The 13,909-nt window shown below is 46.1% G+C and carries 15 protein-coding genes; 5 read left to right on the top strand and 10 right to left on the bottom strand.

The window, feature by feature from the left end; genetic code table 11:
- Nucleotides 1-2: 2 nt before the first annotated feature.
- The 3 genes from BO53_RS0101565 to brnQ all read left to right on the top strand — a co-directional run bounded on the left by BO53_RS0101565 (nucleotide 3) and on the right by brnQ (nucleotide 3,969).
- Complete coding sequence (locus BO53_RS0101565; RefSeq protein WP_031544737.1) at nucleotides 3-794, top strand: ATP-binding protein; 792 nt, start codon at nucleotides 3-5, stop codon at nucleotides 792-794.
- Nucleotides 795-799: 5 nt separating this feature from the next.
- Entirely contained in the window at nucleotides 800-2,542 is a 1,743-nt protein-coding gene (locus BO53_RS0101560) for a vWA domain-containing protein (RefSeq protein ID WP_031544736.1), read from the top strand.
- Nucleotides 2,543-2,655: 113 nt separating this feature from the next.
- The gene (brnQ, locus tag BO53_RS0101555; RefSeq protein WP_031544734.1) at nucleotides 2,656-3,969 is read left to right on the top strand and encodes a branched-chain amino acid transport system II carrier protein; all 1,314 of its coding nucleotides are present in this window, start codon (nucleotides 2,656-2,658) and stop codon (nucleotides 3,967-3,969) included.
- A 39-nt stretch (nucleotides 3,970-4,008) separates the two neighbouring features.
- On the opposite strand, the gene BO53_RS0101550 is transcribed toward brnQ, so the two are convergent.
- The 3 genes from BO53_RS0101550 to BO53_RS0101540 are packed head-to-tail and all read right to left on the bottom strand — an operon-like array spanning nucleotide 4,009 to nucleotide 6,200.
- A complete protein-coding gene (locus BO53_RS0101550; RefSeq protein ID WP_031544731.1) occupies nucleotides 4,009-5,193 on the bottom strand; it encodes a toxic anion resistance protein in 1,185 nt (394 codons plus the stop codon).
- Nucleotides 5,177-5,905, bottom strand: a complete 729-nt coding sequence (locus tag BO53_RS0101545) for a 5-bromo-4-chloroindolyl phosphate hydrolysis family protein (protein ID WP_031544729.1) — start codon at nucleotides 5,903-5,905, stop codon at nucleotides 5,177-5,179. The genes BO53_RS0101550 and BO53_RS0101545 overlap by 17 nt, the downstream gene beginning before the upstream one ends.
- Nucleotides 5,906-5,930: 25 nt before the next feature.
- On the bottom strand, nucleotides 5,931-6,200 hold the full coding sequence (locus BO53_RS0101540; RefSeq protein WP_031544727.1) for an acylphosphatase: 270 nt from the start codon (nucleotides 6,198-6,200) through the stop codon (nucleotides 5,931-5,933).
- Between the two features lie 102 nt (nucleotides 6,201-6,302).
- Between BO53_RS0101540 and BO53_RS0101535 the strand changes: the two genes are divergently transcribed.
- Together BO53_RS0101535 and cspA are read left to right on the top strand one after the other, a co-directional pair.
- Nucleotides 6,303-6,593: a DUF1033 family protein gene (locus tag BO53_RS0101535; protein ID WP_031544725.1), complete on the top strand. Its 291-nt coding sequence runs from the start codon at nucleotides 6,303-6,305 to the stop codon at nucleotides 6,591-6,593.
- 179 nt (nucleotides 6,594-6,772) lie between these two features.
- The gene (gene cspA, locus BO53_RS0101530; RefSeq protein ID WP_017548994.1) at nucleotides 6,773-6,973 is read left to right on the top strand and encodes a cold shock protein CspA; all 201 of its coding nucleotides are present in this window, start codon (nucleotides 6,773-6,775) and stop codon (nucleotides 6,971-6,973) included.
- Between the two features lie 114 nt (nucleotides 6,974-7,087).
- Here cspA and lysA read toward each other — a convergent pair whose 3' ends face one another.
- Genes lysA through BO53_RS0101495 form a run of 7 tightly spaced genes read right to left on the bottom strand, consistent with a single transcriptional unit; the run spans nucleotide 7,088 to nucleotide 13,893 of the window.
- Nucleotides 7,088-8,350, bottom strand: coding sequence for a diaminopimelate decarboxylase (gene lysA, locus BO53_RS0101525; RefSeq protein ID WP_031544721.1), 1,263 nt, complete (start codon nucleotides 8,348-8,350; stop codon nucleotides 7,088-7,090).
- Nucleotides 8,328-9,416, bottom strand: a complete 1,089-nt coding sequence (locus BO53_RS0101520; protein ID WP_031544719.1) for an alanine racemase — start codon at nucleotides 9,414-9,416, stop codon at nucleotides 8,328-8,330. The genes lysA and BO53_RS0101520 overlap by 23 nt, the downstream gene beginning before the upstream one ends.
- A 17-nt stretch (nucleotides 9,417-9,433) precedes the next feature.
- Entirely contained in the window at nucleotides 9,434-10,570 is a 1,137-nt protein-coding gene (locus BO53_RS0101515) for a M20 metallopeptidase family protein (RefSeq protein WP_031544717.1), read from the bottom strand.
- The gene (gene dapD, locus BO53_RS0101510) at nucleotides 10,563-11,279 is read right to left on the bottom strand and encodes a 2,3,4,5-tetrahydropyridine-2,6-dicarboxylate N-acetyltransferase (protein ID WP_031544715.1); all 717 of its coding nucleotides are present in this window, start codon (nucleotides 11,277-11,279) and stop codon (nucleotides 10,563-10,565) included. Before dapD ends, BO53_RS0101515 begins: the two co-directional genes overlap by 8 nt.
- A 4-nt stretch (nucleotides 11,280-11,283) precedes the next feature.
- Complete coding sequence (gene dapB, locus BO53_RS0101505) at nucleotides 11,284-12,012, bottom strand: 4-hydroxy-tetrahydrodipicolinate reductase (protein ID WP_031544713.1); 729 nt, start codon at nucleotides 12,010-12,012, stop codon at nucleotides 11,284-11,286.
- Complete coding sequence (gene dapA, locus BO53_RS0101500; RefSeq protein WP_031544710.1) at nucleotides 12,009-12,905, bottom strand: 4-hydroxy-tetrahydrodipicolinate synthase; 897 nt, start codon at nucleotides 12,903-12,905, stop codon at nucleotides 12,009-12,011. The genes dapB and dapA overlap by 4 nt, the downstream gene beginning before the upstream one ends.
- Nucleotides 12,898-13,893, bottom strand: coding sequence for an aspartate-semialdehyde dehydrogenase (locus BO53_RS0101495; protein ID WP_031544707.1), 996 nt, complete (start codon nucleotides 13,891-13,893; stop codon nucleotides 12,898-12,900). Before BO53_RS0101495 ends, dapA begins: the two co-directional genes overlap by 8 nt.
- Between the last annotated feature and the right edge of the window lie 16 nt (nucleotides 13,894-13,909).

Genomic DNA, 13,909 nt, shown 5'->3' with positions numbered 1-13,909 from the left:
ATATGGCCATAAAATTCCTGCATAATGATGAAACGATAAAAAGCGATTCCCTGATCATCCTATCCCTTAGTAAAAACCTGCTTCTGAAGGGACCGACAGGTTCCGGCAAGACCAGGCTTGCAGAAGATCTGACCGGAGAATTGAACAAGGACATGTATAGCATAAACTGTTCAGTGGATGTCGATATTGAATCCCTGCTTGGCTTCAAGACACTTGAATACAATGACGGCAGACAGGAAATCACCTTCATAGATGGGCCCGTGATCCGTGCGATGAAGGAAGGTGCCATTCTTTATATTGATGAAATCAATATGGCCAAACCGGAAGTCCTGCCGATCCTGAATGCGGCATTGGATTATCGCAGGACGATTACAAACCCGTTGACTGGTGACACAATCGTCGCTGAAGATGGCTTCAACGTCATTGCTGCAATAAATGTGGGATATGTAGGCACCATGCCGATGAATGAAGCGCTGCTCAACCGATTCAATGTCATTGAACTTGGCTACGTATCGAAGGAGGCGCTTATCCAGGTACTGAATGCACAAAGTATCCAGAAAGATGCATCAATCATCGAGGCCATCACAAATTTCCATGAAGACCTCGTCACAATGACAGAACAGGGACAGATTTCCCAAGAAGCTTCCAGCGTGAGAAGCCTGATTGATCTGGCCGATCTGAGTACACAAATGCCGATTGGACGCGCATGCTATCGGGCCATCATCGACAAGCTTGACAGTGAACAGGAGAAAAAAGCGATTCTGAATGCAGCAGAACTTCAGTTTGGAATGTGATAAATATGAGCTATTCATTTATAAAATTCAATGATGAAATTGTAGATTCCAAAATAATGATGGAAATCACCGATCTTGCACGCCTTCTCCTGAAGAAGAAGGCAGTGACGGTGACCGTCCGGAAATACAGCTATTATAATCCTGCTTCCAATGAGTTCAATATGAGCTTCTTCTGGAAGCATAGAACGGATATTAGTGAGAGGGAAGGATTCAGGTACGATATACTTACCAGATATCCTTCCCCTTATATTTTAGATTACCGTAAATATGACAGGATGAAGAACAGTGATGTGTTTACACAACAGATCTTTCTCTCCCTCGAATACTACCGGAACAGGCGGGCAGCCATCAGACAGCGTCCGCTAATCGAAAACGTCATTCAAAAGGGGGACCGCATAAAAACTGAAGAATACAGAAAAAAATCTTCCAATGATGCCGAGGCTTTTCTGAAGTCGTTCAATATAGCCATTATCGAAGGCCGCGAAACCATGGAAGCATTTGGTGAGACGATGCCTCTCATCAGTGACAGTACAGAAGAAAGTATTGCATTGACAGAAAAGATCATATCAATCGTATCACAAAAAATTTCACTGAAGACCTCCTTCAGACTGCATGATATGCCTTTCAATGACATCAGTGTATTCAATAGGACGACTCCATTCAGGAAGGATTCCAGCCGCCTGGACGAAAAAGCCGAGGAGGAGGAGGAAGAGGAGACGAGCCGGGTGGATACCAAGACCGATTGTGATGCCGATGAAGCGAATATGGTCGGGGAGACAGGGGACAACACCTCAAGAAAAAGTGCACACGGCAAACAGAACCCATATGAGGATGATGTGTCGGATTATCATGAAGGTTTCGGCCGGAATACCGGGGACAATCTGTTGGAGGATTCGGGTGCAATTAATCAGCATGCGGTGCTGAATATTGTAAAACCTAAGATCAGGCTCTCCCAGTACAAGGAATACCAACGGATATTCGAGTCCTACAACGCTGTCGCCAAGAAAGTCGTCGGGGATATTACACAGATACTCAACTACAAGATGAACGCTTTCCAGACGAGACGCACATCCGGGAAACTGATGAAGAACCCGATAGGGCCGATAATAGATGACAGCCCCAAACTGTTCGTAAAGAAAAATATCGAGTCAAAAGAACTGGATGCTGCTTTTACTGTCATCATCGACCAGTCATTCTCCATGACTGAAAATCTTGAAGGTTGCCGGAATGGCGTCATCATACTCAATAATATTTTAAAGTCTTTGGGAATACCGCATCGCATCGTCTCCCACCATGAGGATACATTTGAAGTGATGAAAAATCATTATCCCAATAATGTTTATGAGCATATGGATTTCGAGAGATCCAAGTATTATTATCCCGTCTCCCTTATGGATATTGAAGCTTCGGGGGATAACCGTGATGGGCTCATTATCAAACATGAGGCCGGAAAGTTACAAATGCGCAGTGAGAGGGATCGGTTCATCATCATGTTCTCCGATGGTCTGCCGAGTGCCGAGCAATATAATCAGAGCGGCATCATAGATACGCATGAAGCAGTACAGGAGGCCAGGAAGTCGGGCATCCAGGTCATCAATATTTTCATAGACCAATCGAACGAAGGGAATACACTTGCTGCAATCAAAAATATCTATGATACCAATACCATCATCGTCAATGATGCTGAAGAAATCGCTTCTGCATTGCCTAATCTGCTCAAAAGAATATTGACCAAAATACTAGTGTAGCTTTTCACAAATTGTAATATCTGACAATTGAGAATTTTATGGACTTAAAGGGGTTTGTATTGTAAACTAAGGTTTACCATTTCAATAACTTTTACGTATTAGGAGGTCAAATAATGAGTTTCAAACACAGCGTCATCATCGGGTTCATGCTTTTCGCCATGTTCTTCGGTGCAGGGAACCTGATTTTCCCACCAGGTCTTGGTTTCCAAAGTGGGGACTACTTCTGGATGGCAATCATCGGATTCGTCATTACCGGCGTCGGACTGCCACTGGTTGGGGTAATTGCCGGCTCCATCTCAAAAGGTGGGTACCGGGAATCGCTTAAAGTCGTCCACCCGGCTTTTGCAATCATTTTCATGGTGGTCATCTATCTGGCAATCGGTCCATTCTTCGCCATTCCTAGGACAGCTACAACAGCCTATGAGATGTCACTTATGCCATTTATGGATGGCACAGGGTGGGTGAGTCTGCTCATATTTTCAATTGTCTTCTTTACTATTGTATTTCTTTTAAGCTATAACCCGAGCCGGATGGTCGATAATATCGGCCGATTCCTTACACCGGTACTGCTGGTTACAATTGTGGCGCTCATCATCAGGGCGATTATGATGTACATAAGCAATGACCCTGGCGCTCCTGCAGAAGGGTTCGATACAACTGCACCATTCTCTGTCGGGTTTACCGAGGGATATCTTACTATGGATGCTATTGCAGCCATTGCATTTTCAGTCATCGTTCTGAACTCCATTCGTGACCTTGGTGTCACCAGCAGAAAAGAACTGCTTATTGAAACAGTCAAAGCGAGTTCCATTGCAGCACTGCTTCTTGGTATCATCTACGTTTCACTTGGATGGATTGGGAACCGTGTCAATCTGGGTGGTGAACAGGTCGATGACCAGAACTTGGGAACTTTCCTGCTGACATTCGTCGCCAATGATTCATATGGTCAGTTCGGTGCGATCCTGCTTGGTGTCATCGTTGCTGTGGCGTGTCTGACGACAGCTACTGGACTGATTGTCGCGGTAAGTGAATACTTCAATAGTATCCTTCCGAAAATATCATATGAAACATTCGTCATCATATTCACTCTGATTTCTCTTGTACTGGCCAACCAGGGACTTAATCAGGTTATCCAGACAAGTCTTCCAGTCCTTTACATCATCTATCCAATCGCAATGACTTCCGTTGCGTTGCTGTTCCTGACATACTTTGTTCCTTCACCAAGGCTGAGCTTCCAGCTTCCGGTCATGCTGGTGATCATCACAAGTGTGCTTGCAGTTATTCACAGGAATGAATGGATGAATCTGGGATGGATAGAGAGCATGCCTCTATTTGAGAATTCCTTCGAATGGATTCCAGTGCTGATAATCGGATATATCCTTGGTTATCTGATTGGGATGAAACAAGAAAAAGTAAAATATTCATAATAAAAAGCGCATCCTCTGGATGCGCTTTTTATTATGAAATTAATATCGATGTTCTTCCTTGAGTTCCAGCAATCTCGTCTTGAGCTCCTCTTCCATGCTTTCCAGTTCGCGCTCTGCCGCCTGGCGTTTTTGTGAGCCTTCCTGCTGAATCCTCAATGTTTCTTCAATAGTGGTCACAAGATTTTCCTGGGTCGTCTTCAATGTTTCGATATCTACGATACCCCGCTCATTTTCCTGAGCTGTCCGTATGGAGTTCTGCTTCAGCATCTCAGAGTTCTTCGTCAGCAAGTCATTTGTCGTATTGGTGACTGCCTGCTGGGCCTGTGAAGCCGACTCCTGACGGAGCAGGGTAAGGGCGATGGCCATCTGGTTCTTCCAAAGCGGTATGCTCGTCAGGATGGAGCTCTGAATCTTCTCTGCCAACGTCTGGTTGATGTTTTGAATCATTCTGATTTGTGGAGCAGACTGAAGAGTGATCTGCCTTGATAGCTTGAGGTCATGGATCCGTTTTTCCAACCGGTTGATATACTGCATCATGTCATTTACTTCCTGCACATGCATCTGGTTGCTCGATTCCTCAGCTTTTCTTCTCAGCTCAGGCAGTGTTTGGTTTTCCAATTCTTCCTTCTTCATTTCGGCAGCTGCAATGTATATATTTATTGCATCAAAGTAGTCCTTGTTCTGATCATACAGCTTATCGAGCAGATGCACATCCTTGACCAGGACTTCCTTCGCGTGCTCGAGCTGTATACCGATACGGTCGACCTGTGATGCTACACTCTGGTGTTTTGAAATCAATTCGTTAACAGATTTCTTCACTCTCCGGAATATGCGATTGAAAATATTCTTCTTTTCTTTCGTCAGTTCATCCGGATCGATTTCCTTCAGTTTCTTCATCAGGCTCTCCAGCGTTTCTCCGATTGGTCCAACGTCTTTCGACTGGACTTCTGTGAGCATCTGGTGGGAGAACTTGGAGAGTGCCTGCTGTGCATTCGAGCCATATTGGATGAGCGCATCATTATCCAGGGGTTCTATCTTGTTCTTGATTTCTTCAATCTTCTTCAGGTCTTCTTCTGTAAATCTTTCCTGATAGGTGGTCAGCGTGCTCTGTTCCCTTTTTTCCTCAACGGCCATTTCAGGCTGTGGGATGAGATCCGTATCTTCATCCACTGAAGAGAATGGGTCGGACAATAGCTTCTCTTTTAATTTATTTTCCTCTTTCATTATCTTCACCTCTGTTTTGGTATACTGGTTCTTTCTCTTTTTTCTTCAGATCCACCTTCTGCTTTTCAAGTTTATTATCCAGTTTGAGTGTGGACATGGTACGTTTCCTGTTCATTTTTATGAAGTCCTTCTCAACTTCCAAGGCTTGATAGCTGTCCCTGTTCATCGCTGACAGGTTAGACTGTATGGTTCTTTTGAGCTCCAGCAGTGAGATGCGTGTTTCGTGGAGCTTCACCTTTTCCTCCTTCGTCTTGCCCGGCATCTTGTACAAGAAAAGATACTGCTCGATGGTATTCACCGCCGAATCAAGATTTGAATGGAAGAACTGCTGTGCATTGAAAAAGAGCTTGGGATCATTTTCGACTGCCTGGTATATGGTCCGGACGAGACGGTTGATATCGTATATGAGTTTCGCATCTTTCAAAGTGCGGACATTCTTGTAGGTCTGCCTCAACCTTTTGATCTTTTCCCTTGCTTCAGACAGCTGACGTTTGACGTAACGGTATTCACTTTTTGATATACCCATTTTCTGCAGCTGTGAATTCAGGCTTATCGATTGAGTAGGGAAGTAGGCTGCAAAAAAACCGCCCGTCGCAATCATCATATCGAGAAACAGATGAATATCGAAGGCAATCATCGAAAACATGCCTGCCACAACCGCGACCGGTATGGAAATCAATGAGGCGAACCAGTGTGATATATTATTCTTCATCTTTAAATTACACCTTCAGTCAATACTATTTGGTTACAAATCTATCATAGCCATCTTCCAGGGGAATCGTTTTGACCGAATAGTCATCAACACTCGAAGCCGGGGAGGCCCCTTGTACGACCTGCTGTACAAATTCGTCCAAATCCGCTTCTGTGCCAGTGGCCAGTATTTCGACATAGTCCCGGACATTTGCTGCATAGCCGGTAATATTCAGGCGATCTGCAATGCTTTTTGTTGAATATCTAAAACCGACCCCTTGGACATGTCCGGATACAATTATCATTCTTGATTCCATTTGCAACACCTCTTATACTATATTATAGGATTTTTAGCTTGATAATGCGAATTATACGCGTATATAATACATATATTATCAAACGCGAATGGAGTTTTTAAAATGTTTAAGATTGTCATACTCAGAGCGGATTACGAAGGCTGGTGGCTTTTTGAGGGGTGGCAGGAAGGCATCATCAGACAGTTCAGCTATGAGTCTGAAAAAGCCATGAAAGATGCATATAAGGATATCATCCAGAAAATGAAAGAACAGTTCCATTCATTCAAAGAAGGAAAATACAACCTTCTCACATTCTTCAATGGCTGTGAGATGGAGCATTGTGAAGATTGTGGGGAAGACCTGCAGATATTCTATACACCGATGATGCTTAAAAACGGGGAATTGGTTGCATAATATTATTAGAATATTCATAAAAAAAGACAAAACCAGTAAAGAATCATTTGCAAATCCGAGCCATATGGCTTATAATTGGGATATCAATAAGTATTCTCCATATAAGAAATTGTATGTACCATACATTTCTATGCTATATGGATTATGCTATTGAATATCGTCACTGGAGGATTTAATTAATGAAACAAGGTACAGTAAAATGGTTCAATGCAGAAAAAGGTTTTGGCTTTATCGAAATCGAGGGTGAAAACGACGTGTTCGTACACTTCTCCGCTATCAATCAAGAAGGTTACAAATCCCTTGAAGAAGGTCAATCAGTAGAATTCGAAGTCGTTGAAGGCGACCGTGGCCCACAAGCTGCAAACGTTGTTAAACTCTAATATAAATCTATTTATGATAAATTGATTTGTATCATCTGAACCTGGGCTTGGCCCAGGTTTTTTTTGTGCATTTCTATATACAAAAATAAAAAGAGCCCGAGGGCTCTTTTTATTTTATCTCACATCATTTTCCACAAGCTGTTTCAAACTCTGTCTTCTGATGACTTCCCTTACGTTGTCTTCAGTGACAAATACAACGGCTGGTTTTCTCATCTGATTGTAATTGGAAGCCATGGAGTAGTGGTAGGCGCCTGTCGTCCCGACCGCCACCAGATCTCCACGCCTGATGTCCTCCGGCAGAGGTAGATTCTTACCAACGACATCTCCGGATTCACACAGTTTCCCGACAACATGTGAGTTGATATTTTTTCCTTCTCCAGCGTCCACAGTCAAGACCTCGTATTTTGCATCATACAGGGGCGTACGTATATGATCGCTCATTCCTCCGTCAATCGACACATATCTAGACACACCTGGAATATCCTTAACAACCCCCACTTCATAGACAGTAATACCAGCCTCTGCTGCAATTGAACGCCCCGGCTCTATCATGATATGGGGGAGGGGAATGTCATATTCATCAGCAAGGGATTTTAGTTTTCCAATGATCCGGGAGAACCCTTCTTCAATTGGGAATCTTATGTCCTCTTCAGTGTAGCGGACACCATAACCGCCACCCATATTCAATATTTCTACATCGATGGAGGCGCTGGACAGCCATTCAAAAACGACCTCCAATGCTTTCAGGAAAGGGCCTTCCTCGGATATCTGCGAACCGAGATGATAATGTACACCCTTGAAATTCAGCTGGTTACTGCTATGTATCCTTTCGATGGCCTCCTGTGCAGTTCCGTTGTGGATGGACAGGCCGAACTTGCTGTCTTCCTGCCCGGTCTGGATATAGGAGTGTGTATTTACATCGATGCCTGGATTGATTCTAAGCAGGACATCAACCGGTTGATCGGCGAGACGGTCGAGGAGCGCCACTTCATCCATTGCATCCACTACAAATAGTCCAATACCCATTTCAAGTGCATATTCGATTTCTTCGGTTGTTTTGTTGTTTCCATGGAAGTGTATGTGTGAAGCCGGGAATCCTGCTTCCAGTGCAGTGTACAGCTCGCCTGCCGAAACGACGTCAAGCTTCATGTTCTCCTCTTCGAGAAGTTTGACCATCTGTATGGAAGTGAATGCCTTTGAAGCATACGAAATGGAATAATCCAGCGATTCGCCTTCAAACACACTGTGGTATCTCCTGCACTGGCTGCGGAGTGCATCTTCATCATAGACGAAAAGGGGCGTTCCATATTGTTCTGCCAAGCCTTTCAGTGAATGACCATTCAAATGCAGTTCATCATTGATATACGTTAGTGTCATTTAATATCACCTTTTTTAAAGAGTTGTAGTTCAGTGCACCCAGCTGCTCGGAGTTTGCGCCTGCACCGAGTGCTGTGTACTCGTCGACCCTCAGGTCATTGCTGTACATGATGACTTCATCATCCAGAGATACATCTTCATCCACTTCCACAATCATATGGCTCATCATCAAAGCTCTGATTGCATATCGCTTTCCATTAATCATGCAGTCGAATTCAGCACGCTTTCTCAGGATGCCATCCCCATAACCGATATCGACCACTGCGATCTTCGTATCATTTTCAGGCTGGTAACTCCCACCATAACCACACCTCTGCTTGGCCGAGAGCCGCCTCAATTGGACAATGGGGGCCTTCAATGTCATACTCTGCACATAATCTTCAACAGGAAGCGTCGCATAGGGGCGTGAGCCGTAAAGAGCGATGCCGATCCTCAGATGGGTGTGCCCATTGAACAGTCCATCGCGTGCAAAGCTTGCACTGTTCTGTGCATGGATGTAGTCGAAGTCATGGCCTGTAGACAGAACGTCGGAAAGAAGCGTCAGCCACAGCTCCCTTTCCACTTCATACTCCTCCATATCAAGTTCATCGGCATAGCCGAAATGCGTCCAGATACCGGCAATATCCATCCTGGCATTCTGGGGGAGTGCATACGAATCGCTGATGACTTCAATCATCTCTTCGGATGTGCTGAAGCCGGAACGGTTGAAGAGTCCTGCATACTCGAGATGCACACTGATACCGGAGAGTGCTTCCCTATATTCATGGTAGTATTCCATGGACGGCAATGTAATATGAAAGCCGTTTTCCCTGACCGTCTGAAAATCATAGGTCGGATTCATCAGGAAAACCAGGGCGTCCCTGGAGATCTTTCTGATTTCAAGCGCCTCATCCATCGAAGTGGTAGCGAACGAATGGATGCCAGCCTCAAGAAATGCTTTTACGGAAAATTCCAGACCATAGTTATAGGCATTGTTCTTAACAACAGCGATGACATCCTTGCCGCCTGTTGCCGCTTTGGCCGTTTGTATGAATTGTTTTCTATCTATTGTGAGTGTGCCACCCATTCCATCCACTTCCTTACTTATATTTCTTCCATCAGCGCTTCATAATAATCTGCCACTTTCAACAGCACTGCTTCATCGAAATCAAATGTTGATGTATGCAGGCTGCTTGTAAATCCCTTTTCCTCATTCCGGCTCCCGAAAAATATGAAATACGAAGGAGCGATCCGGTTGTAGAAACTGAAGTCTTCACCAAACAGATAGGGCTTGTCACTGTCGATGATATTAATATCAATGGCAGTCAGGGCCGTTTCCACGGACTGCCTCAGCACAGGTGCGTTCATTACCGGTGGGTAGCCTTCATTGAAGGTGACCTCCACCTCGGTACTGAACAGTTCAGTCGCTGTATGGGCCAGCGTTCTCATTCGCGTCTTTATCGTTTCCAGATCTTCCATCTCATAAGTCCGTATCGTCCCCTCGAGGTAGCCCTTGCTTGCAACGGTATTGATCGCCTCACCGGCATTCAGGTTTCCGATATGGATGATGTTGCGGTTCAGGCCGTTGAGATGGAAGTGCTGGAGCTGTGTCAACTGCGTCGTGATGTGGAGGAGGGTCTCGATTGCTGATATGCCATCGTGCTTCGCCGCCACATGGGCAGACTTCCCATCGACATAGAATCGGAATTCAGTTGCACTTGCAGTGATTTCCCCGTCCCGAAGGACCACTTTGCCTTCGTCTTCATTCGGCATCATATGCACGCCGAACACCGCTTCAATATCCTCCTCAGGCTGCCAGGCATCGATGAGCTGGTTGGCACCAGCCGCCGTCTCCTCGGAAGGCTGAAAAATGAATATGGCATTGTGCTTCAGCTCCCCAGCATCATGCAGAGCTTTACAGCGTTTTGCAAAAAGCATCAAGGCTGCAGTATGGCCATCGTGTCCACATGCATGCATGGCATGGTCTGTTGTACTGCAGTAGGGCACATCATTTTCCTCCTGTATCGGCAGGGCATCTATATCCGCCCTGAAGGCGATGGTCCTACCGGAATTCCCCGGCAGACGAGCAACGGCCCCTGTTTCAAGAGGCCGTTCAAAAGGGATTTCCATCTGCTGCAGAAACTTGAGGATGTATTCAGTCGTCCTGAATTCCTGCATACTAGTTTCAGGATGCTGATGAAGCACCCGTCTGTGCTCGATCACAAATTCAAGATCAGTCATTAAGCTTCCTCAACGCTGAAACGATTTCTCTCTTGGAGCTGTCCACATCCTGGGATTGCTTGATCACTTTTGCTGGTGTACCTGCTACAACCGCGCCTGCTGGAACATCGTCCGTAACAATCGCGCCCGCTGCTACAATCGCGCCTTTTCCGACCCTTACACCTTCAAGTATAACGGCATTTGCACCGATCAGGACATCATCCTCTATGACTACCGGGGAAGCACTTGGCGGCTCGATGACACCGGCAAGCACAGATCCTGCGCCCACATGGACATTCTTGCCTGTAACAGCACGTCCACCGAGGGAAGCGTTCATATCAATCATGGTACCTTCGCCGACGATCGCACCGATATTGATTGTTGCACCCATCATGACGACTGCACCATCTTCAATTACGGCATTCTCGCGGATGAACGCACCCGGTTCTATGCGTGCATTGGTTTCTGAAAGGTCTTTCAACGGAATTGCAGAGTTTCTTCTGTCCATTTCAACTTCGATATCCGTGATGATATCCTGATTGTATTCTTCGAATGCTTTCCAATCCGCCAGATCTGCGAAGATCGTTTTTGAAGTTTCACTGCCGAATACTTTGAGTGTATCCGGGAATTCTACACCTTCAAAGTTTCCATTGACGTATACCTTCACTGGTGTCACCTTGTGTGCGTTACTGATGTACTGGATGATTTCTTCTGCTGTAAAGTTTTCCATTTTACTATCTCTCCTCGAATAAGTTGTTGTAGTCGTAAAAGCCATTCGGACGATTGACCAGAGCATTTGCGGCTTTCAGTGCGCCATTCGCAAATATTTCCTTGGATTGTGCCTGATGAGTAATCTCGATGACTTCGTCATCTTTAGCAAATATAACATCATGCGTACCTACAATGGAACCGCCCCTGATCGCACTGACGCCAATCTCTTCCTTCTTCCTTTTTTCATGGATGTTGGACCTGTCATAGACTGGGTAGCTGTCTTCACGGTGATCCAGGGCGGTATCGAGCAATTTTACAAGTGTGCCGCTTGGTGCATCGACTTTCTTATTATGGTGGCGTTCCACCATCTCCAGATCGAACTCATCCAGCATCGTCAGTGCCTTCTTGAGCAGCGTATTCATTACATGGATGCCATAGCTCATGTTGGCACTGAAGAATACCGGCAGTGATTCGCTTTTTTCCTTGAGTACGGATACGATTTCTTCCTTCTGTCCTGTCGTAGCGATTACAAGAGGGGTTTTCACCTCATCTTCGAGCAGGGGGAGAAGAAGTTCCGGATGCGAGAAGTCGATTGCGACATCCGCCTCTGCCGCGTCAATCGTGTCGAATGCAGGGTAGGGGGCGTCCTTGTCGCTGCCTGCGATGATTCCAACTATTTCGTGGCCCTCTTCTTCGGCAAGTCTTGCTGTGATTTTATTCATTGTGCCATAGCCTATGAGAAGGATCTTCATACAAAGGAGCCCTCCTTGAAGCGTCTCAGCGTCTGGACGACTTCATTCAATGCTTCCTCTTCAAGAGGAACGAGTGGCAGTCTGAGTTCATAATTGCCGAACCCGAGTTCACTTGTCATCGCTTTTACAGGAATCGGATTGACGTCCACCTGTACGGCCCTGATCATCGGCATCAATGCATCAAACTGCTCTTTTGAATCTTCGCTGTTATTCTTTATGCTTTCATAGACTTCCTGAAGCTCACCTGGAATGATGTTTCCTACGACTGAGATCAGGCCTTTTCCGCCCAGTTTGCAGAAGTCATGCATATTGTCGTCGTTTCCGCTATACAGGGTGAAGTCCTGGTCTGCAGTCAGTTCTAGCACTTCTTTAGTATATCCAAGATCACCAACAGCATCCTTCAGCGCTGCAATATTCCTGTGTCTGCTCAATTCAGCGACCGTTTGCGGTTCGATGGTCATGCCCGTCCTTCCAGGCACGTTATAGAGGACGACCGGAAGGTCCGTGCTGTCTGCAATCTTTGTGAAGTGCTGATAGAGGCCGCGCTGGTTGCTTTTGTTGTAGTAGGGGGTGATGAGCATCAATGCATCCGCCCCGATTTCTGCTGCATACTTGGACAGCTCTATGCTGGCACGTGTCGAGTTTGTTCCTGTACCGGCGATGACTGGAATTCTGCCGTCCACCGTATCCACTCCGACCTTCAGCAGTTCGCGCGCTTCATCGGGCGCAAGTGTAGGGGATTCGCCGGTCGTACCATTTACAATGATTGCCTGGGCGTTGTTTTCAATCAGATACTCGATATGCTTCCTGAACGCGTCATAATCCACTTCATCATTCGTAAGAGGGGTTGTAATCGCTACTCCAATACCTTCAAAGATAATATCGCTATCCATTTTGAACACTCTCCGTTTCCATCATCATTTTTAGAATCTGTACCGTATTCTGCGCTGCGCCTTTTAGGAGATTATCCGCTGTACACCATATATGGAACGTATTGTCGAGCGACTCGTCCTTCCGGATGCGGCCGACGAACACTTCGCTTTTCCCCGTGCTCTCAAGAGGAGTCGGATACTCATTGTTCTCCGGGTTGTCCACCAGTTTGATGTGGGGGATGCCCTTGAATACTTCACGCACTTCATCGACCGTCGCATCCCTGTCCAGAGTGACATTGATCTGCACGGCATGGCTGTTTGTGACAGGTACGCGGACGCATGTTGCTGTTACAGCAAGGTCAGGCTGACTCAAAATCTTCTGTGTTTCATCGATCATCTTCCTTTCCTCTTTCGTATAGCCATCCTCAAGGAAGACGTCTATATGCGGAAGGACATTGTCATGGATTGGATGCGGGTAGGTTGTCGGTGCTTCTCCCTTTGCGCCTTCCTCAAGGTCGCGGAGGCCGCCGACGCCGGAACCGGAGACTGCCTGGTATGTCGTGTAATGCACTCTCTTTAGGCCGAATTTCTCCTTCAGCGGCTGGAGGGCGACAACAGACTGGATTGTGGAGCAGTTCGGATTGGCAATGATTCTGCGGTCAAGGACAGGTCTGTTTATTTCCGGAACAATCAGATCGATATCCTCATGCATCCGCCATTGGCTTGAGTTGTCTATCACGATGGCACCACCTTCTTCAAACAGTGGGGCGAAGTGCTTGCTTGTACCGCCTCCGGCACTCATGATGACATAATCGAAGCCTTCCTTCGTCGCTTCCTCGGTCAACTCCCGGACTGTGTATGTCCGGCCCTGTACTTGGACTTCCTTGCCCGCAGATCGGGGAGAGGAGAAGAGTACAAGCTCATCCGCTGCTATCTCATACTGCTCGAACATCTCGATCATCTTGCTTCCGACGACGCCTGTCGCCCCAACTATTGCTACCTTTACCATAATAATTTCCTCCTGA

Origin of the sequence: Salinicoccus luteus DSM 17002 (genome assembly GCF_000712035.1) — a bacterium.
In the GTDB taxonomy this organism is placed as follows: Bacteria; Bacillota; Bacilli; order Staphylococcales; family Salinicoccaceae; genus Salinicoccus; species Salinicoccus luteus.
The sequence above is the reverse complement of the archived record's forward strand: the minus strand, read 5'-3'. Positions and strand labels throughout refer to the sequence as shown.